The 20,805-nt window shown below is 52.8% G+C and carries 18 protein-coding genes and 1 pseudogene; 4 read left to right on the top strand and 15 right to left on the bottom strand.

Going from position 1 to position 20,805, the window contains the following annotated elements; genetic code table 11:
* Position 1: 1 nt before the first annotated feature.
* The 5 genes from menH to ACU8XX_RS07720 all read right to left on the bottom strand — a co-directional run bounded on the left by menH (position 2) and on the right by ACU8XX_RS07720 (position 4,711).
* The gene (menH, locus tag ACU8XX_RS07740) at positions 2 to 760 is read right to left on the bottom strand and encodes a 2-succinyl-6-hydroxy-2,4-cyclohexadiene-1-carboxylate synthase (RefSeq protein WP_000600503.1); all 759 of its coding nucleotides are present in this window, start codon (positions 758 to 760) and stop codon (positions 2 to 4) included.
* A complete protein-coding gene (gene menD / locus ACU8XX_RS07735; RefSeq protein ID WP_001543978.1) occupies positions 757 to 2,427 on the bottom strand; it encodes a 2-succinyl-5-enolpyruvyl-6-hydroxy-3-cyclohexene-1-carboxylic-acid synthase in 1,671 nt (556 codons plus the stop codon). The genes menH and menD overlap by 4 nt, the downstream gene beginning before the upstream one ends.
* 88 nt (positions 2,428 to 2,515) lie before the next feature.
* A complete protein-coding gene (gene menF / locus ACU8XX_RS07730; RefSeq protein ID WP_001191419.1) occupies positions 2,516 to 3,811 on the bottom strand; it encodes an isochorismate synthase MenF in 1,296 nt (431 codons plus the stop codon).
* A gap of 78 nt (positions 3,812 to 3,889) precedes the next feature.
* The gene (gene elaB / locus ACU8XX_RS07725) at positions 3,890 to 4,195 is read right to left on the bottom strand and encodes a stress response protein ElaB (RefSeq protein ID WP_000070621.1); all 306 of its coding nucleotides are present in this window, start codon (positions 4,193 to 4,195) and stop codon (positions 3,890 to 3,892) included.
* A gap of 54 nt (positions 4,196 to 4,249) precedes the next feature.
* Entirely contained in the window at positions 4,250 to 4,711 is a 462-nt protein-coding gene (locus ACU8XX_RS07720; protein WP_000574091.1) for a GNAT family N-acetyltransferase, read from the bottom strand.
* 64 nt (positions 4,712 to 4,775) lie between these two features.
* Between ACU8XX_RS07720 and rbn the strand changes: the two genes are divergently transcribed.
* The 4 genes and pseudogenes from rbn to ACU8XX_RS07700 all read left to right on the top strand — a co-directional run bounded on the left by rbn (position 4,776) and on the right by ACU8XX_RS07700 (position 8,733).
* Positions 4,776 to 5,693: a ribonuclease BN gene (gene rbn / locus ACU8XX_RS07715; RefSeq protein ID WP_001329358.1), complete on the top strand. Its 918-nt coding sequence runs from the start codon at positions 4,776 to 4,778 to the stop codon at positions 5,691 to 5,693.
* 187 nt (positions 5,694 to 5,880) lie between these two features.
* Positions 5,881 to 7,092, top strand: coding sequence for a deubiquitinase ElaD (gene elaD, locus ACU8XX_RS07710; protein WP_072171649.1), 1,212 nt, complete (start codon positions 5,881 to 5,883; stop codon positions 7,090 to 7,092).
* Positions 7,093 to 7,509: 417 nt separating this feature from the next.
* Positions 7,510 to 8,127 (top strand): annotated as a pseudogene (locus tag ACU8XX_RS07705) (hypothetical protein).
* A 102-nt stretch (positions 8,128 to 8,229) separates the two neighbouring features.
* Positions 8,230 to 8,733, top strand: a complete 504-nt coding sequence (locus tag ACU8XX_RS07700; RefSeq protein WP_000525365.1) for a YfbM family protein — start codon at positions 8,230 to 8,232, stop codon at positions 8,731 to 8,733.
* A gap of 66 nt (positions 8,734 to 8,799) precedes the next feature.
* On the opposite strand, the gene nuoN is transcribed toward ACU8XX_RS07700, so the two are convergent.
* From nuoN to nuoE, 10 genes are all read right to left on the bottom strand, one after another.
* Positions 8,800 to 10,257 carry an NADH-quinone oxidoreductase subunit NuoN gene (nuoN, locus tag ACU8XX_RS07695; RefSeq protein ID WP_000156704.1) on the bottom strand — a complete coding sequence of 486 codons (1,458 nt, stop codon included), beginning with the start codon at positions 10,255 to 10,257 and terminating at the stop codon, positions 8,800 to 8,802.
* Positions 10,258 to 10,263: 6 nt separating this feature from the next.
* The gene (nuoM, locus tag ACU8XX_RS07690) at positions 10,264 to 11,793 is read right to left on the bottom strand and encodes an NADH-quinone oxidoreductase subunit M (protein WP_000926441.1); all 1,530 of its coding nucleotides are present in this window, start codon (positions 11,791 to 11,793) and stop codon (positions 10,264 to 10,266) included.
* A gap of 163 nt (positions 11,794 to 11,956) precedes the next feature.
* On the bottom strand, positions 11,957 to 13,798 hold the full coding sequence (gene nuoL, locus ACU8XX_RS07685; RefSeq protein WP_001056644.1) for an NADH-quinone oxidoreductase subunit L: 1,842 nt from the start codon (positions 13,796 to 13,798) through the stop codon (positions 11,957 to 11,959).
* Entirely contained in the window at positions 13,795 to 14,097 is a 303-nt protein-coding gene (nuoK, locus tag ACU8XX_RS07680; protein WP_000612644.1) for an NADH-quinone oxidoreductase subunit NuoK, read from the bottom strand. Before nuoK ends, nuoL begins: the two co-directional genes overlap by 4 nt.
* Entirely contained in the window at positions 14,094 to 14,648 is a 555-nt protein-coding gene (nuoJ, locus tag ACU8XX_RS07675) for an NADH-quinone oxidoreductase subunit J (RefSeq protein WP_000393511.1), read from the bottom strand. The genes nuoK and nuoJ overlap by 4 nt, the downstream gene beginning before the upstream one ends.
* Positions 14,649 to 14,659: 11 nt before the next feature.
* A complete protein-coding gene (nuoI, locus tag ACU8XX_RS07670) occupies positions 14,660 to 15,202 on the bottom strand; it encodes an NADH-quinone oxidoreductase subunit NuoI (RefSeq protein ID WP_112033916.1) in 543 nt (180 codons plus the stop codon).
* 14 nt (positions 15,203 to 15,216) lie between these two features.
* Positions 15,217 to 16,194 (bottom strand): NADH-quinone oxidoreductase subunit NuoH, encoded by a 978-nt coding sequence (nuoH, locus tag ACU8XX_RS07665; protein WP_000118507.1) that lies wholly within the window; start codon positions 16,192 to 16,194, stop codon positions 15,217 to 15,219.
* Complete coding sequence (gene nuoG, locus ACU8XX_RS07660; protein WP_000190939.1) at positions 16,191 to 18,917, bottom strand: NADH-quinone oxidoreductase subunit NuoG; 2,727 nt, start codon at positions 18,915 to 18,917, stop codon at positions 16,191 to 16,193. Before nuoG ends, nuoH begins: the two co-directional genes overlap by 4 nt.
* Positions 18,918 to 18,969: 52 nt before the next feature.
* The gene (gene nuoF / locus ACU8XX_RS07655; RefSeq protein ID WP_000789502.1) at positions 18,970 to 20,307 is read right to left on the bottom strand and encodes an NADH-quinone oxidoreductase subunit NuoF; all 1,338 of its coding nucleotides are present in this window, start codon (positions 20,305 to 20,307) and stop codon (positions 18,970 to 18,972) included.
* The gene (nuoE, locus tag ACU8XX_RS07650; RefSeq protein WP_000545042.1) at positions 20,304 to 20,804 is read right to left on the bottom strand and encodes an NADH-quinone oxidoreductase subunit NuoE; all 501 of its coding nucleotides are present in this window, start codon (positions 20,802 to 20,804) and stop codon (positions 20,304 to 20,306) included. Before nuoE ends, nuoF begins: the two co-directional genes overlap by 4 nt.
* Position 20,805: the final 1 nt, after the last annotated feature.

Genomic DNA, 20,805 nt, shown 5'->3' with positions numbered 1-20,805 from the left:
GTCAGAAACGCAAGATCTGCGCCAGACTTGCGATTACGCCAGCGGGATTTTCCCGATGCGCGTTATGTCCGGCGCGAGGAATGACATGGCAGTCGGCAGCCAGTTCCGCCGCCAGGGCGCGGAATTTGCTGTCACGTTCACCACATAAATAATAAAACGCAAATGTGCGGGCGCTAAGGTTAGCACGTAAATCAGGCTGGACGGCGAGAGAAGTCGCCTCCAGCATGGCGGCAAGGGTTGCGCCATTATTGTTGCTGCGCAGCACCACCAGCTCCCGGCGTTGATCGTCATTGAGCGAGGCAAAAACAGGCTGTTGATACCAGTCGGCAAATACCGCCGTTAACGGTTCTGTGCAAAAACGCTGCGCCCATTGGCGATCGGAACGCTGACGTTCCGCACGTTGTTCAGCATTTTGCAGCCCCGGATGCCCGCCTTCGACAATAACCCCACAAAGCCCCGTCAGCCCCTGGCAAGCCGCCATCATCGCCACCCGTCCGCCAAGCGAGTACCCCACCAGCCAGAAGTCAAGGATGTTGTAACTAACCAAGGTTTTACGCAGTAAGTCGGTGACATCATCAAATCCATCGACGCTAATCGCCGCCGAACCACCATGACCTGGGAGATCAACATACAACCGTGAGTAGTCGGCAAACGCCTCGCCCACTTCTTGCCATTCGTGGCAATCGCCGGAAAAACCGTGCAAAAACACCAGCCAGGGTAAACCTGGTTTTCCGTGTTTTGCCTGCGCGTGCAGGATCATAAATGGCTTACCTGCGCCAGAAGTTGCTGGAGCGTTTGCGCACCATCGGTGTCGTTAACCACCATTTCAATCACCGTGGTGGTTGGCGTGCGCCAGGCGTCGGCAAATGCCGTTTCAAGTTCCTGCCAGTTTTGCGGACGATGATATTTCAGCTCGAACATCGCGGCGGCGTGCTCAAAATGGACGTTTTGCGGCATCAGATAGAAACGCTCACGCTCGCTTTTCGGCGTTGGCAGCAGCGAGAAAATTTGCCCGCCGTTGTTGTTCACCACAATTAATACCAGCGGCGCGGAAACCTGGCGCAATAACGCCAGCGCATTGAGGTCGTAAAGTGCGGAGAGATCGCCCACAATCGCCAGCGTCGGTTTGCCGCTTGCCCGCTGAACGCCGGCGGCGGTCGAAAGCAGCCCGTCGATACCGCTGGCCCCACGGTTGCTGTACACCGGGTAACCTGCCGGAAGTTGCGAAAGCGCATCAATCAGACGTACCACCAGGCTGTTACCAACAAACAATTGCCCCTGTTCAGGCAGATAGTCGCTGATGCGATGCGCCAGTTGCGCTTCGCCAAACGCATCACGGCGGGCAATAACCGCCTGCATTGCCTGTTCCGCCAGGCGCGGGATTTCAACGCACCAGGGCTGGCGTTTTTCTGCCGGATGCAGCTCCAGCCAGTCGGCAATATTGGCAATTAAGCGACGTCCGCGATGGTGTGCCGGATCAAGTCGCCCTTCAATGTCATCAACAATCCAGTACTCTTCTGGTTCACAGCTTGCCTGCCATTGCAGGAGCCGTTTCCCCGTCAGGCTGCTTCCCAGTTGCACCACAATTTGCGCCTGCTGCAGCTCGCTGGTCGCTTTGGCATTGCCTAACCAAAGATCGGCACACGGCAGCGGCTGCCCGGTTTGTGACAGCACATCGCCAATCAGCGGCCAGCCAAGAGTTTGCGCCCACAGGGCAACTTTTTTGCCCTCTTCCGCACTCATGCGCCCGGCAACCACCACGCCGCGCTTTTGTCGCCAGAAGAACCAGTCGCGCTGTTTTTCACTTTCCAGACGAGGCGCTTCACGCAGCCACGGTTTGTCGTCCTGCCACCAGTCACCCAGACGCTGTTGCCAGCTAAGCCCGGTATCGTCCATTTCGCCATACAGCGGTTCAGCAAACGGGCAGTTGATATGGACTCCCCCCGCATGAAGCGTACCGAGAGCGTGGTCGATGGTAGAAACCAGCCAACGTGCGGGGATATCCTGGGTCGGGCGCGGCAATGAAATACTGTGCGTGGGGTGAGAGGCGAACATTCCCGGCTGGCGAATTGCCTGATTCGCGCCGCAGTCAATTAGCTCCGGCGGGCGATCGGCGGTTAAGAGAATCAGTTTTTCTCCGGTTAACCCGGCTTCAATCAGTGCCGGATAGAGATTTGCCACCGCCGTGCCGGAGGTCACAATCACCGCCACCGGCTGCTTGCTGACTTTCGCCAGCCCCAGCGCCAGATGCCCCAACCCACGCTCATCGAAATGGGTGTGGTGAATGAATGCGGAATTCTCCGCCGCCGCTAACGTTAACGGTGTAGAACGCGAGCCTGGGGCGATACAGATGTGTCTGACGCCGTGACGCGTTAATGCTTCCAGAATGACCGCCGCCCAGCGTCGGTTAAATGCGCTTACTGACATGAGTTTGTCCGGTATCAATATTGCGGCTAAGTATAAGGAGCTACAAAAATAGATTATTGATATGAATCGGTAATGATGCGACTCATTACTATTCCATTTGTAATAAAGTACGCAGCCCTGCCGCTTTGTTGTCGATTTCCTGCCACTCTTGCTCGGGGTCGGAACCACGGACAATGCCCGCGCCAGCATATAATCGCACGACATTGCCGCTAATTTTTGCTGAGCGCAGGGAAACGCAGAATTCGCTTTGTTGTAATGAGAGATAGCCCGCAGAACCGGCGTACCATTCTCGGGTGAACGGTTCGTGACGGGCGATAAACTGTCGCGCCAGATCGCGCGGTAAGCCAGCAACTGCTGCCGTTGGCTGCAACTGATGTAAACAGATCACATCATCCGCTTTGTTGAGTGAAGTCCAGATACAGCGGCGAAGATGCTGCACTTTACGCAGACGCAGTACCTGCGGCGGTAAAACATCCAGCGTCTGGGTATCGGCCTGTAATCGTTGGCAGATATCTTCCACCACCAGCATGTTCTCGCGCTGGTTTTTATCATCCGCCATCAGCCACTCTCCTAACTGCTGCGCCTGCTTATCATCAGGATTATTTGCTACTGTTCCCGCCAGCGCTTCAGTACGCAGCGCTTTGTCACGCCGCCGCCATAACCGTTCCGGTGAAGAGCCAAGAAAAGCATTTTCGCCATCAAAGGCCATGTAAAAATGGTAGCAATTCAGATTCAGTCGACGACTGGCAGCCATCATCGCCGCCGCGTTGACCGGACTTGCGAAATGCAGGTCAGTTGCCCGAGCGAGCACCACTTTGTCGAGCTCACCTTCGGCGATGGTTTTCGTTGCCAGTTCGATTAATTGCGTCCAGCCCGTTTTGTCCGGCCAGTGTTGTTCTCGCGTGGTGGTTAAATGTAACCCAGGCAAGGGCTTGATACTCACCAGTGTGGCGATAAATTCTTTTGCCTGAATCGCATCGTGCTGAAGGGAGCTTTCGCTGAATAGCGTCAGCCGCAGCGTGGCTTTACCGCCACAGCGTCGCCATTCCAGGCGGGGTAAAAGTAAATTGCCCTGCGACGGGTCAAAAGCATTCAGCCCCCAAATGCGTAAGTCGGCGTGTTCCGGGTGCTGGCGAAGAAAACGTTGTGCCTGGTCCAACGACGTAAAACGGGTAATCGCGCCCAGGACGACAGCTTCTTCATCACCATTACGTTGTTGCCAGTAGAATTGCGGGTATGTTTGCTGACTGGCCAGCCAGCTCAAGGCATCAAAAGCGTCTTTGAGAGGGAAAGGAATATCGATAACCCGAATGCCGGGTGTCGCCGGAATCTCTTGCGACAAATGGCGCAGTAGATTTTCCAGCGCCGTAGTAAGTGATTGCACGCGGACCTCTCCCTGTTAAAAGCCTCACATTATACGGGGTACTACAAAAAAAATGCAGTACCCCGGTGTAGGGAGGTTTTAACGGCGTGCCAGCAACAGTCCTAGTACCAGCCCAACGGCCGCGCCCACACCAATTCCTTGCCAGGGTTTTTCGTGGACGTAGTCATCAGCACGATAAACAGCCTGCTTCGCCCGATAGTAATAACTGTCTGAAGCCTGGCTAACCCGTTTTTTCACATCATCCAGCGCTTTTTCTGCACGCGCTTTCAGCTCAACATATTTCTGATCGGCGGGATCGCCAGAGGAGCGGAGCACCTCTTCCAGTGTTTCACTAAGCAGCGTCAGGTCGTCATCGATACGTGTATCACCAAACTGATTAGACATTCTCGTTCTCCATTTGCGTAAAACCTGTCACTAACTATAGACAAGGGTTATTGATTACGCCTGAATTACCTCGCGTGCCATCCCAATGTGTGGGATACCATCTTCTTCATAGACCTCCGTCACAGGGATAAAACCGAAACTCTGGTAGAAGTTTTGCAGATGCGCCTGCGCCCCGAGGTAAACAGGCTTATCAGGCCAGTGATGCGTACATGTTTCGAGTGTTTTACTCATCAGCTGCTGCCCCACTTTTTCGCCACGCAACGCTTCACTGACAATCACCCGACCTATAACGACCGGCTCAAGATCATCATCACTTTTCAGAATCCTCGCATACGCCACCAGTTCATCATTTTTCCAACCGAGAATATGGCGATTATCCCCCGTCAAATCATCACCATCGATATCCTGATAAGGGCAATTCTGCTCGACAACAAACACCGCGCAACGCAGTTGTAATAAGGCATAAAGCTGGGAAACCGATAATTCAGAGTGATGCAGATCTTGCCATTCAATCATAATGCTCTCCTTTTAGATGTATGCCTTATACTAGCCGGAATATTTTTTGAAACGTGATGAACTCATGGAATTAATTTTTTTAGGTACTTCAGCCGGTGTGCCAACCCGTACGCGCAATGTCACGGCAATATTGCTTAACCTGCAACATCCGACCCAGAGCGGACTTTGGTTGTTTGACTGCGGTGAAGGCACCCAGCATCAGCTACTGCATACCGCCTTTAACCCTGGAAAACTGGACAAGATTTTTATCAGTCACCTTCATGGCGATCATCTTTTTGGTTTACCCGGCTTGCTGTGCAGTCGTTCTATGTCAGGCATTATCCAACCCTTAACGATTTATGGTCCGCAAGGTATCCGTGAATTTGTGGAAACCGCGCTGCGGATTAGCGGCTCATGGACCGATTATCCGCTGGAAATTGTCGAAATTGGCGCTGGCGAAATTCTCGATGATGGCCTGCGCAAAGTGACCGCTTATCCAATGGAACACCCACTGGAATGCTATGGCTATCGTATTGAAGAACATGATAAACCGGGTGCATTAAATGCCCAGGCATTAAAAGCTGCTGGCGTACCGCCTGGCCCACTGTTTCAGGAATTAAAAGCGGGCAAAACAATCATGCTGGAAGATGGAAGGCAGATTAACGGCGCAGATTACTTAGCTGCTCCAGTGCCAGGTAAAGCGCTCGCTATTTTCGGCGATACCGGCCCCTGCGATGCCGCACTTGACCTGGCTAAAGGTGTCGATGTCATGGTGCACGAAGCGACGCTGGATATAACCATGGAAGCCAAAGCCAATAGTCGCGGCCATAGCTCTACACGCCAGGCTGCGACACTAGCTCGTGAGGCTGGAGTCGGTAAGCTAATCATTACCCACGTCAGCTCGCGCTATGATGACAAAGGTTGTCAGCACCTGTTACGTGAATGCAGGTCAATTTTCCCGGCGACTGAACTGGCGAATGATTTCACCGTGTTTAACGTTTAACTCTGCTTATTATTAAAAACAGGGCGAAACTTGCCCTGTTATCGCAACCCGCGCTACATATATCCACCCACACGGGCATATTGAGCGATTTTTGATATTTATTCATCTCCTTACGCACTATATTCAGAGCAATAAGTTGCCTCTTTTTATCTTCATTCAGCACAACCTTTGCAACTAAAAGGAGCCTATGATGGTTACAGTTGTCAGCAATTATTGTCAATTATCTCAAACGCAACTCAGTCAGACATTTGCAGAAAAATTTACTGTGACCGAGGAATTACTGCAGTCTTTAAAAAAAACAGCGTTATCCGGAGATGAAGAAAGCATTGAGTTACTGCATAATATTGCGTTAGGTTATGATGAATTTGGAAAAAAAGCTGAAGATATTCTTTACCATATTGTTAGAAACCCAACAAATGAGACCCTATCGATTATCCGACTTATCAAAAATGCTTGTTTAAAATTATATAATCTGGCACATATCGCAACCAACTCCCCCCTCAAATCACATGATTCAGATGATCTCCTGTTCAAAAAACTATTCTCCCCTTCGAAATTAATGACAATTATCGGTGATGAAATTCCTCTTATATCTGAAAAACAGTCGCTTTCAAAGGTGCTTTTAAATGATGAGAATAATGAACTGAGTGATGGTACAAACTTCTGGGATAAAAATCGTCAATTAACCACAGATGAAATAGCTTGCTATCTTCAGAAGATCGCCGCTAATGCAAAAAATACTCAAGTCAATTATCCTACTGGTCTCTACGTCCCCTACTCCACCAGAACTCACCTGGAAGACGCTCTCAATGAAAATATTAAGAGCGATCCATCATGGCCGAATGAAGTCCAGTTATTCCCCATAAATACTGGCGGACACTGGATATTAGTTTCGCTACAGAAAATAGTAAATAAAAAAAATAATAAACTACAAATAAAATGCGTCATATTCAACTCATTGCGTGCACTAGGCCATGATAAAGAAAATTCACTTAAGCGTGTCATTAATAGTTTTAATTCTGAACTCATGGGAGAAATGTCGAATAATAATATAAAAGTTCATTTAAATGAACCAGAGATAATATTTTTACATGCCGATCTTCAGCAATACTTAAGCCAAAGTTGCGGTGCATTTGTGTGCATGGCAGCCCAGGAAGTGATTGAACAAAGGGAAAGCAATTCTGACAGCGCCCCCTATACGTTATTAAAAAACTATGCTGACAGATTTAAAAAATATTCAGCAGAAGAGCAGTACGAAATTGATTTTCAACATCGACTGGCAAACAGAAATTGTTATTTAGATAAATATGGCGATGCAAATATCAATCATTATTATAGAAACTTAGAAATAAAACACTCACAACCCAAAAATAGAGCATCCGGCAAAAGAGTGAGTTAACATCATTGTTAATTAATTCGACCAGTCAGCAAATATGCTGACTGGTCGAACATAGTTTGCTAAACAGTCATCACTGACTGATGTCAGTCACACCATCTGCCAGTTCAATCTACGGGTATTTCCAGCGTATCGCGGCACGCGATTGCTGGTCTGTTGATGTAGTGGATTGTAGTTGCTGACTTTTCTTACCCTCAGATTTCTGCCCCACTTGTCAATTCAATCTGCCAATAAATAACATAATTATATTTTTATTCCTCACAGAAATTCCTTTTTAAAAATAGCGAACCCACTGTAAAAAACACTTTTTGTATATCTCTACCAAGCGTAATAAAATAAACGCTCATAATTCATTATAAATAATAAGGAAATAACGCCTTTTATTGATAATTTACATATGAAAAAAATTTTCCTTTTGTTATATTATTTCTGTTTTCACTCCCTCTGATTATTTTTACCAACCCTGGGTCACTGCATTATCGCCAACGCCCCGACACGTAAGTCCTGGGCAATTAGAAAAAACAGTTCGTTATCTTACACAAACTGTGCATCCACGTAATGCCGGCAATATTGATAATCTGAATAGGTCCGCAGAGTATATAAAAGAGTTCTTTGTCAGTAGCGGTGCCAGAGTTACCGCGCAGGGCGTCCCCGATTGGCTATTACGACTCTGCGCCTGGAAGCCAGAATTACCCTTACCCGGCAATGTCCTGGCTTTATCCCGATCGGGGAGACTTTATTGCTGTGGTCGGCAGAATGCAGGATATCAACGCCGTTCGTCAGGTAAAAGCGGCATTGTTGTCATCCCGGGATTTATCTGTTTATTCTATGAATGCCCCAGGGTTTATTCCCGGTATTGATTTTTCTGATCACCTTAATTATTGGCAACACGATATTCCCGCCGTAATGATTACTGACACCGCTTTTTATCGTAATAAACAATACCACTTGCCCGGTGATACCGCAGACAGATTGAATTATCAGAAAATGGCTCAGGTGGTGGATGGTGTTATAACCTTGTTATACAACAGTAAATAATAAAAATTTCTCGAGGCGGGTCCAGAAACAGCGACATGTACATTTTATTTTCCCTCGTCTGTTTTAAGATGCGAAACATAAAATTCAATGGAGGAAAAATAAATGGGAATGATTGGCTATTTTGCAGAAATTGACTCAGAAAAGATTAACCAACTGCTTGAGTCTACTGAAAAACCTTTGATGGATAATATACATGACACGCTTTCAGGATTACGCCGACTGGATATTGATAAACGCTGGGATTTTTTACACTTTGGGCTGACAGGCACCTCTGCTTTTGATCCCGCGAAGAATGATCCGCTGAGTCGTGCCGTGCTTGGTGAACACAGCCTCGAAGATGGCATAGATGGCTTCCTGGGATTGACCTGGAATCAGGAATTAGCCGCGACAATCGACCGACTGGAATCACTGGATCGAAGTGAGCTGCGTAAACAGTTTTCCATTAAGCGACTCAATGAAATGGAGATTTATCCGGGAGTGACCTTTTCAGAAGAGTTAGAGGGGCAACTCTTTGCCTCGATCATGCTTGATATGGAAAAGCTGATTAGCGCGTATCGACGTATGCTGCGACAAGGGAATCATGCGCTGACGGTTATTGTTGGGTGATGGTGTCAGAGCGCCAAAAAAAACCGCCGAACATGTCGGCGGCTTTCTGACTTACAAACTAACAGATTACATCAGCGGCATTGCTAACCGCACAATACTAATCAGCGGTTGTGGCCATACACCCAGCACCAGTACCAACAGTGCAGAAATCAGCACCACGATACCGCCCGCGCTGTACTGCCAGTTTGACGGTGCATCGCGACCCGGTTGTTCCGGTGCGTGCAGGTACAGGCTCACCGCCACGCGCAGGTAGTAGTAGAGGCCGATTGCCGAACCGACAACCACGGCACCCACCAGCCACCACAAGTGTGTCTGGACACCGACTGCCAGCACGTAGAACTTACCGATAAAGCCCAGCGTCATCGGGATACCGGCCAGAGACAGCATCATCACCGTCATCACTGCCGCGAGGATCGGACGATGCCAGAACAGACCGCGGTAAGAGAACAGGGAATCAGCATCCGGGCCACGATACGGGCTGGACATCAGGCTGACCACGCCGAACGCGCCGAGGCTGCTGAACAGATAACCGGCCAGGTAAACCCCTACCGCTTCCATCGACATCTCGCCGGTTTGCAGCGCAATCAGCGCTACCAGCAGATAGCCGAGGTGAGAGATAGATGAGTAACCGAGCAGACGTTTGATATTGGTCTGGCTCAGCGCCATCAGGTTACCGAAGATGATGGAGGCAAAGGCGATAATCGCCAGCACCACGCGAATCGCTTCGCTGTCACCCACCGGTGCGTAGAGGAACAGACGCATCACCACACCGAAGATAGCGATTTTGCTCGCCGTCGCCAGGAAAGTGGAAACCGGCGCAGGCGCGCCCTGGTATACGTCTGGCGTCCACAGGTGGAACGGCACCAGAGAGAGTTTGAAGCCGAGGCCAACAATCATCAGGCCGAAACCTGCCAGCAACAGCGGCTCGTTGAGCATACCGTCGCCAAGGTTTTTACCCAACGCGACAAACGACAGGTCGCCAGACTGCGCATACACCAGCGCCATACCAAACAGCAGGAAAGAAGACGCTGCGGCAGAAAGGATGGTGTATTTGATACTGGCTTCCAGTGAACGTTTCTGGCGGAAAGCGTAACCGACCAGGCCAAACAGCGGCAAAGAGATCAGTTCGATACCGAGGAACAGAGACGCCAGATGGTTGGCATTCGCCAGCAGGATCCCGCCCAGCGCGGCAATTAACACCAACAGGTAGAACTCGTCCTTGTTGTCGTTATAGCCTTCAAGCCACGGGTAGGCGAAAGTACAGGTGGCGAGGCTCGCCAACAATACCAGCCCGGTGTAAAGCATGGCGAAACCATCAACGCGCATCAGCGGCGTAACGTCCATAGCGCCCGCCTGGCCAACAAACCAGAGCGAAACCAGCGCCGCGTTAAGCCCAATAACCGAGAGCGTAGCGTTGAGGAAATGATTGCGTCGCCACGCAATGGAGAGCATCACAACCACCACCGTCAAGCCGACGATCAGCAACGGTAGCAGTGCGATCAGGTTTTGTGGAGTTATTGTCATGGCGATTTACGGCCTTGTAGTAGTAACGGAATTAACAAACCACTGCTGGATATTGCCAATCGCGGAGTGCGAGGTATCCAGAATCGGCTGCGGATAGAAGCCCAGCAGTACCAGCAGCACCACCAGCAACAGGATCATAAACAGCTCACGCAGCGACATCCCTGGCAGTTCCTGGCTGGCAATCTGGCTTTTCGCTTTACCGAAGTAAGCGCGATGTAACATCGCCAGCGAATAAACAGATGCAAAGACCAGCCCAAAGGTAGAGATAACGGTAATCACCGGGACAACCTGGAAGCTGCCGAACAGAATCATAAATTCGCCGACGAAGTTACCGGTGCCAGGCATCCCAAGCGTTGCCACCGCAAAGAACAGCGACAGTGCTGGCAGCCATTTCATCTTGCTCCACAGACCGCCCATCATGCGCATGTCGCGGGTATGGATACGTTCATAAAGCTGACCGCAGAGAATAAACAGACCCGCCGCCGACAAGCCGTGCGCAATCATCTGGATTACCGCGCCCTGGTAGGCCAACTGGCTGCCGGTGTAGATTGCAATCAGCACGAAGCCCATGTGGGAAACCGAGGTGTAGGCGATCAGACGTTTGATATCGGTCTGGGCGAAGGCCATCCACGCACCGTAGAAGATGCCGATAACACCCAGCCACATAGCAATTGGCGCGAACTCTGCCGACGCGTTCGGGAACAGCGGCAGGGAGAAACGCAGCAAACCGTAAGCGGCAGTTTTCAGCAAGATCCCCGCGAGGTCAACGGAACCGGCGGTCGGAGCCTGGGAGTGCGCATCCGGCAGCCAGCCATGCAGCGGAACCACCGGCATTTTGACTGCGAAGGCGATGAAGAAGCCCAGCATTAACAGGTATTCCACACCACTGGACATTGGCGTATTCAGCAGCTCTTCATAGTTGAAGGTCCAGACGCCGGTCGCATTGTAGTGAACAAAAACCAGCGCCAGGATGGCGATCAACATCACCAGACCACTCGCCTGGGTGTAAATGAAGAACTTGGTTGCCGCCGTGATACGCGTTTTACCGTCAGAGGCTTTATGCCCCCACAGTGCGATCAGGAAGTACATCGGCACCAGCATCATTTCCCAGAAGAAGAAGAACAGGAACATGTCGATGGCAAGGAACACGCCGATAACGCCGCCCAGGATCCACATCAGGTTGAGGTGGAAGAAGCCCTGATATTTTTCGATCTCTTTCCACGAACAGAGTACCGCCAGCACACCGAGCAGACCGGTCAGCACGACCATCAGCAGCGACAGCCCGTCAATGGCGAGATGGATAGAGATACCAAAACGCGGGATCCACGGCATGTCGAATTCAGACTGCCACTGCGGAATTCCGGCGGATTGCGTCAGTGAATAACCGCCCTGCAACCACAGTTGCAGCGACAGCGCCAGCGTCAATCCCATGGTGATCAGCGCGATCCAGCGCGGCACCTTGACGCCAAAGCGTTCGGTCTGCCAGCACAGGAAGCCGCCAATAAAGGGAATTAATATTAGCCAGGGTAGTAACATGGCGATCTTTATTCCTTGTAAAAGTCCCGTCAGGACCGGATTTTCAACGAATTCTCACGACAGAAAATTCTCTTCGGACTGGGGGTAGTGTCGGATGCGCCGCGAAGGCAGCTTATCCGACCTACGTTCTTATATGCCCAGGGGCAATCCCACAATCCTTAACTCAACGCAGTACCATCAACAGTGCCAGCACCACGACCGCACCGATGCTCATGGATGCCACATACCAGCGCAGATAACCGTTCTCGCTTAACAGCAGACCTTTACCTGCAAAGCGGGAAAGAACCGCCGGGATGTTCATCATTGAGTTCAGCGGATCGCGTTTCAGCAACCAGGCAATACCCAGGAACGGCTTGACGAACACTTTGTCGTACAGCCAGTCAAAGCCCCAGGCGTTGTACCACCAGGTACTCAGCAGGCGGCCCGGCGCACTGTTGGCGATGGAGGTCACCAGAGTACGTTTACCCAGCCACAGCCAGGCTGCCAGCAGAATGCCGACCACCGCGACCACGCCAGAGGTAATTTCCAGGGTCAACATGCTGCCGTGCGCCAGTTCCGTCGTTTGCGGAAGCACGCCCTGCAGCGGCGGTACAATCAGTGCGCCAACGAAGGTGGAAAGGATCAGCAGCACAATCAGCGGCAGGCTGTGAGTTACCCCTTTCACGGCGTGAGCGTGAATTTGTTCTTTTCCGTGGAAGACGATGAAAATCATACGGAAGGTGTAGAGCGAGGTCATAAACGCACCGACCAGACCTGCCACCATCAGATTGATATGACCATTCGCCATCGCACCCGCGAGGATCTCATCCTTACTGAAGAAGCCCGCAGTGACCAGCGGCAGTGCCGACAGTGCTGCGCCGCCCACCAGGAAGCAGAGATAAACCAGCGGAATAGATTTACGCAGACCGCCCATCTTGAAGATGTTCTGTTCGTGATGGCAGGCCAGAATGACGGAACCGGATGCCAGGAACAGCAGCGCTTTAAAGAACGCGTGAGTCATCAAGTGGAAAATCGCCGCATCCCATGCCTGCACGCCAAGCGCGAGGAACATGTAGCCAATCTGGCTCATGGTAGAGTAAGCGAGAACACGTTTGATGTCGGTCTGTACCAGCGCGGCAAAACCGGCCAGCAGCAGCGTAACCGCCCCGACAATACCCACCAGATGCAGAACTTCCGGCGTCATCAGGAACAGGCCGTGGGTACGGGCGATCAGGTAGACACCCGCGGTTACCATCGTTGCGGCGTGGATCAGCGCGGAGACAGGCGTCGGGCCCGCCATCGCGTCAGCAAGCCATGTCTGCAACGGCAACTGCGCAGATTTACCGACCGCACCGCCCAGCAGCATCAGCGTCGCCCACATCAGCATGTTATTGCCGTCAGCAAAGTGCGCTGGTGCCAGTTCCACCATTTCGCGGAAGTTCAGGGTGCCCAGTTCGTTGTAAAGAATGAACAGTGCGAAAGCGAGGAACACGTCACCCACACGGGTCACGACGAACGCTTTCATTGCCGCTGCGCCATTCTTCGGATCGGTGTAATAGAACCCGATCAGCAGATAGGAGCACAGGCCCACGCCTTCCCAGCCGAGGTACATCAGCAGCAGGTTGTCGGCAAGCACCAGAACCACCATGCTGGCGATGAACAGGTTGGTGTAAGCGAAGAAGCGAGAGTAGCCCTCTTCACCGCGCATATACCAGGAGGCGTACATGTGAATAAGGAAACCCACACCAGTGACCACCGAGAGCATGGTCAGCGACAGGCCGTCCAGCACCAGGTTAAAACCGATGTTAAAGTCGCCTACCGACATCCACGTCCACAGCGGCTGGCTGTATGTCTGCTCGCCGTTAGCGAAGAAATCAACGCCGATAAAGGCGGTTACCAGCGCCGCCAGGCCCACAGAGCCTACGCCGACGATCGCCGAGACGTTTTCAGACCAGCGCCCACGGGAGAATGCCAGCAGGACGAAGCCAATCAATGGCAAAATAATGGTTAAGGCAAGCATGTTCATCCGCGCATCTCACTTACTGAATCGATGTTCAGGTTCTGGCGACGACGGTGAAGTTGCAGCAGCAGCGCAAGGCCGATACTCGCTTCTGCCGCCGCGAGGCTGATGGCGAGAATGTACATCACCTGACCGTCGGTCTGGCCCCAGTAGCTTCCGGCGACCACGAAGGCCAGCGCGGAGGCGTTAATCATGATTTCCAGACCAATCAACATAAACAGCAGATTGCGACGGATAACCAGACCGGTTAAGCCAAGAACGAATAAGATTGCCGCGAGGATCAGTCCATGTTGTAAGGGGATCATGCGTGCTCCTCCGTTTTTCTTTTCGCGCTGTCGTCTTTACGATTGCTCAGCACTTCACCCGCACGCTCTTCACGACCGACGTGGAAGGCCACAACCAGACCTGCGAGCAGCAGCATAGAAGCCAGTTCCACCGCCAGTACGTAAGGCCCGAACAGCGTAATACCCACTGCTTTAGCACTGATTGGCGTACCGTCGATACCCTGATCGTTAACACCGAGGATGGCGTAAACAATCACCACCAGCATGATGGCCGACAAAATTGCCGGACCAATCCACACCTGCGGTTTCAGCCACTGGCGTTCCTGTTCGATTTCTGAACCGCCCAGGTTGAGCATCATCACCACGAACACGAACAGCACCATAATGGCACCCGCGTAGACGATAATTTCCAGCGCACCGGCGAAGTAAGCGCCCAGTGAGAAGAACACCCCGGAAATCGCCAGCAGCGAAATAATCAGGTACAGCAGTGCGTGTACCGGATTGGTATGGGTGATCACTCGCAAGGTCGCAAGTATGGCTATCAGGCCACAGATATAAAAAGCGAACTCCATTGCCCCTCTCCTTACGGTAACAGGCTCTTGACGTCGATAGGCTTGGCTTCGTTCTCTGCTTCGCCCTTATCTTTGCCGTCGATTGCCATACCTGCCATCCGGTAGAAGTTATATTCCGGGTATTTGCCCGGACCGGAGATCAGCAGATCCTCTTTCTCGTAAACCAGATCCTGGCGCTTGTATTCCCCCATTTCGAAATCCGGGGTTAACTGAATCGCCGTGGTCGGACAGGCTTCTTCGCACAGACCACAGAAAATGCAGCGTGAGAAGTTGATGCGGAAAAATTCCGGGTACCAGCGACCGTCTTTGGTTTCTGCTTTTTGCAGCGAGATACAGCCGACCGGGCAGGCTACCGCGCAGAGGTTACAGGCTACGCAACGCTCTTCGCCGTCCGGGGCGCGGGTCAGAACGATACGACCACGATAACGGGGCGGCAGATAGACCGGCTCTTCCGGGTACATTCGCGTTTCGCGTTTGGCGAACGCGTGCAGGCCGATCATCCAGATACTACGAACCTGGGTGCCGAAACCTACTAACAATTCTTTTAAGGTCATGGTCTTATTGCCCCTTATTGCGCCTGCCAGAGAATGACAGCCGCCGTTACCAGCAAGTTGATCAGCGTCAGCGGCAGGCAGATTTTCCAGCCGAAGGACATTACCTGGTCATAACGCGGACGCGGTAACGACGCACGAATCAAAATGAACATCATCATAAAGAACGCGGTTTTCAGCGCGAACCAGATGAATGGCGGTAACAACGGGCCTTGCCAGCCACCGAAGAACAGCGTCACCATCAATGCAGAGATGGTCACAATCCCGATGTACTCACCCACGAAGAACAGACCGAACTTCATACCGGAATATTCAATGTGGTAACCATCCGCCAGTTCCTGCTCGGCTTCCGGCTGGTCAAATGGGTGACGGTGACATACCGCCACGCCCGCGATGGCAAAGGTAATAAAACCAAAGAATTGCGGGATAACGTTCCACACATGCGCCTGGCTGTTGACGATGTCGGTCATGTTGAATGAACCGGCCTGCGCCACCACGCCCATCAAGGAAAGCCCGAGGAACACTTCGTAGCTCAGGGTCTGCGCAGAAGCACGCATCGCACCCAGCAACGAGTATTTGTTGTTACTTGACCAGCCCGCAAACAGCACCGCGTAAACCGCCAGACCTGCCATCATCAGGAAGAACAAAATCCCGATGTTCAGGTCGGCAACCACCCAACCCGGACTGACTGGCACAATCGCAAAGGCCAGCAGCAGCGAGGTAAAGGCAATCATCGGTGCCAGGGTAAAGATGACGCGATCCGAGAATTTCGGGATCCAGTCTTCTTTAAAGAACATTTTGATCATGTCCGCAACCAGCTGGAGCGAACCGCCCCAGCCAACACGGTTAGGTCCGTAACGGTTCTGGAACAGACCCAGCAGGCGACGTTCGCCAAAGCTCATGAATGCCCCGCAGGTGACAACCACCAGCAGGATCACCACCGCTTTGAGGATGGTCAGCAGGATCTCAATCAGTTCCGGTGATATCCAACTCATTGTTGTGCCTCCTTGAGATCCTCAAGATGCGCGCCAGCCAGCACCGGAGCAATGCCGGACATACCCATCGGCAAGCCCACCTGCCCTGCCGTCAGTCCTTCGGCGATTTCAACCGGCAGCGTGACCGTGTTGCCATCGTAACTAAAGGAGACGCGTGTACCTGCGTTCACACCCAACTTCGCGGCATCCGCTGGGTTGAGTTTGATGTACGGCTGCGGCATACGGCTCTGGAAGACCGGAGCACGCTGTGACAATTCATCGCTGCCAAACAGGTGGTAATACGGCGCGATACGCCATTTCCCGTCCTGCGGCTGGAAGCGTGCCGGTACGCTGGTGAAGTAATCCAGACCATTTTCGCTGGTTTCAAACAGACGCACGCCCGGATCGCCAAAGCGCAGTTTGCCGCCCACTTCGTCCTGGAATTTGTTCCACGCCTGCGGGGAGTTCCAGCCCGGCGCCCAGGCAAACGGCACTTGCGAACGGTGCGCAGTCGGCTGGTTGTTACCTTCCATCGAGAAGGTGAACATGGTGTCAATATCCTGCGGCTGACGCGGCTCATGAACGCTGATATTGGCGCGCATGGCGGTACGACCGCTGTAACGGTGCGGTTCACGGGCCAGTTTCTGCCCACGAATACGGAATGTCGCATCCGGCGCAGCATCTTTGATACCTGCCAGTTCCGGGATTTTCGCCACAACAGCGTCAATCACATGGTCGAGCTGCGTCCAGTCCACTTCACGGCTCAGCAGGGTGCTGTGCAGCGAGTGTAACCAGCGCCAGCTTTCCAGCATGACAGTTTTGCTGTCGTAATAAGCAGGATCGTAAACCTGGAAGAAACGTTGGGCGCGGCCTTCGTTGTTGATCACCGTACCGTCGCTTTCAGCAAAGCTGGCAGCAGAAAGTACCAGATGGGCGTTTTCCATAATCGCTGTGCGTTGATGATCAACCACCATCACCAGCGGTGCTTTAGCCAGCGCAGCATTCACGCGGATAGCAGAAGCGTGACGATGCAGATCGTTTTCCAACACCACCACCGCGTCGGCGCGTCCGGTTTCCAGTTCGGTTAACGCTTCTTCAAGCGAACCGCCACCCATAATGCCCAGCCCCATGCTGTTGACGGAACGGGCAATCATGGTGATACCGACGTCAGCGCCGCGACCTTTCAGGGCTTTCGCGACGTTAGCCGCCGCCTGAATCACCTCTAAGCTACCGGCGTTCGTCCCGGAGATAATCAACGGTTTCTTCGCACCTGCCAGTGCCTGCACGATGACGTCGATTTTGCTTTGCAGCTCAGGTTCGATACCGTCAACCGCTGGTGCAGAGTTATCCAGCGCATGGGCGATGGCAAAACCTAAACGCGCCTGATCTTCAACCGGTGCGCGGTAAGTCCACGCCGCGATATCATCCAGACGGGTGTCATCAACGTTGGTAACAAACAGCGGATGCTTCGCACGTTGACCGATGTTGAGGATTGCCGCAATCTGCCAGTCAGCCACTTTCTGTGCTGCCGCCATTTCGCGCGCTTTACCTTTCACAGCCTGACGCACTGCCAGCGCGACGCGCGCGCCGGTCTGGGTAACGTCTTCGCCCAGCACCAGTACCGCATCGTAAGATTCGATTTCGCGCAGAGCCGGAGTATAAATGCCGCCTTCACGCAGCACTTTCAGCGCCAGTTGCAGACGTTCCTGCTCACCGTGAGCGATACCGGTGTAGAAGTTTTCTTCGCCCACCAGTTCACGCAGCGCAAAGTTGCTTTCCACGCTGGCACGCGGAGAACCAATACCGATCACTTTCTTCGACTGACGCAGAATATCTGCCGCGCCCTGCATTGCCTGTTCGGCGTTGAGGGTAATGAAATCATCGCCACGACGCTGTACTGGCTGACGCGGACGATCCTTCAGGTTGACGTAACCGTAACCGAAACGACCACGGTCGCAGAGGAAGTAGTGGTTTACCGTACCGTTGTAACGGTTTTCGATACGACGCAGTTCGCCGTAACGTTCACCGGGGCTGATGTTACAGCCGATGGAACATTGCTGGCAGATGCTCGGCGCAAACTGCATATCCCATTTACGGTTGTAACGCTCGGAGTGCGTTTTGTCGGTAAATACGCCGGTCGGGCAAATTTCGACCAGGTTACCGGAAAATTCGCTTTCCAGCGTGCCGTCTTCCGGGCGACCGAAGTAGACGTTGTCGTGCGCACCGTAAACGCCCAGATCTGTACCGTCAGCGTAATCTTTGTAGTAACGCACACAGCGGTAGCAGGCGATGCAGCGGTTCATTTCGTGAGAGATGAATGGCCCCAAATCCTGATTACGGTGGGTACGTTTGGTGAAACGGTAGCGACGGAAGCTGTGTCCGGTCATCACAGTCATATCCTGAAGATGGCAGTTACCGCCCTCTTCACATACCGGACAGTCGTGCGGGTGGTTGGTCATCAACCACTCGACCACGCTTTCACGGAACTGTTTCGCTTCTTCGTCGTCAATGGAAATAAAGGTGCCATCGGAAGCCGGTGTCATACAGGACATCACCAGGCGACCACGCGTGTCTTCCGCGTTTTGGTATTGCTTCACCGCACACTGGCGGCAAGCACCGACACTTCCCAGCGCCGGATGCCAGCAAAAGTAAGGAATATCAAGGCCCAGAGACAGACAAGCTTCCAGCAGGTTGTCCGCTCCGTTGACCTCGTATTCTTTGCCGTCTACATGAATTGTAGCCATTAGCATGCTTCCAGTTTTCTCAGTCAGAGACTGAGCGTTAATCGAAATTCGGTTACCAGCGCTCTTTCAGCAGGTTCGGCTGAATCCCATTAATCAAATGGGTATTGCTGAACGGCTGTTTGATTCCCGCCTCAAATTCTTCGCGGAAATATTTGATGGCGCTCTGTAACGGCTCCACTGCACCAGGTGCGTGGGCACAGAAAGTTTTACCCGGGCCTAAGAATCGACACAGTTGCTCAAGTGTTTCGATATCGCCCGGCTGACCTTCACCACGCTCCAGCGCACGCAGAATTTTCACGCTCCACGGCAGACCGTCGCGGCACGGCGTACACCAGCCGCAGGACTCACGGGCGAAAAACTCTTCCAGGTTACGCACCAGCGACACCATGTTGATCTCATGGTCAACCGCCATCGCCAGCGCCGTACCCAGACGGCTGCCCGCTTTACCGATACTTTCGAATTCCATCGGCAGATCAAGGTGCGCTTCGGTCAGGAAGTCAGTCCCCGCGCCGCCTGGCTGCCAGGCTTTAAATTTCAGACCATCACGCATACCACCGGCGTAATCTTCGAGGATCTCGCGTGCGGTGGTGCCGAACGGCAGTTCCCACAGTCCCGGATTTTTCACCCGACCGGAGAAGCCCATCAGCTTGGTGCCAGCATCTTTACTTTTCGAGATGTTCTGATACCACTCCACGCCGTTAGCGAGGATCGCCGGAACGTTACACAGGGTTTCGACGTTGTTGACACAGGTCGGTTTGCCCCATACGCCGGAGGTTGCCGGGAAGGGGGGTTTCGAGCGTGGGTTAGCACGACGCCCTTCCAGGGAGTTGATTAACGCTGTTTCTTCCCCGCAGATGTAGCGCCCTGCCCCGGTATGGACGAACAGTTCGAAGTCAAAACCTGTTCCCATAATATTTTTGCCAAGCAGACCTGCTTCGGTGGCTTCGGCAATGGCGCGGCGCAGATTTACTGCCGCTTCGATATATTCGCCACGCAGGAAGATGTAGCCACGGTAAGCTTTCAGCGCAAACGCGGAGATGAGCATACCTTCCACCAGCAGGTGCGGCAGTTGCTCCATCAGCAGGCGGTCTTTATAGGTGCCTGGCTCCATTTCATCGGCGTTACACAGCAGGTAACGGATGTTCATGGATTCGTCTTTCGGCATCAGGCTCCATTTCAGGCCGGTAGAAAAGCCCGCGCCACCGCGCCCTTTCAGACCAGCGTCTTTTACCTGATTAACGATTTCGTCCGGAGACAGCCCGGTCAGCGCCTTACGCGCGCCTTCGTAACCGTTTTTGCTGCGATATTCGTCCAGCCACACTGGCTGTTTGTCATCGCGCAGACGCCAGGTCAGCGGATGCGTTTCGGGAGTACGGATAATGTTTTTCATTTATACCGCTCCAGCAGTTCAGGGATCGCTTCCGGGGTCAGATGCGCGTGAGTATCCTCATCGATCATCATGTTTGGCCCTTTATCACAGTTCCCCAGGCAGCAAGTTGGCAGCAGCGTAAAGCGACCGTCAAATGTCGTTTGCCCTGGTTTGATGTTTAGCTTTTTCTCGAGCGCCGCCTGAATACCCTGGTAACCGTTGATATGACAGACCACGCTGTCACAATAACGGATCACATGGCGGCCAACCGGCTGGCGGAAGATCTGGCTGTAGAACGTTGCCACACCTTCGACGTCGCTTGCCGGAATACCCAGCACATCGGCGATCGCGTGGATCGCACCATCCGGCACCCAGCCACGCTGCTTCTGAACGATTTTCAGCGCTTCAATGGACGCCGCACGCGGGTCTTCGTAGTGGTGCATCTCGTGCTCAATCGCTTCACGCTCTGCCGCACTCAGCTCAAAAGCCTCGGTTTGTGGTTGTTGATTCTCGTGCATA

It is taken from the genome of Escherichia sp. MAL-1 (genome assembly GCF_052948035.1).
Note: the sequence above shows the minus strand (reverse complement) of the source record. Positions and strands in the feature narration are given on the sequence as shown.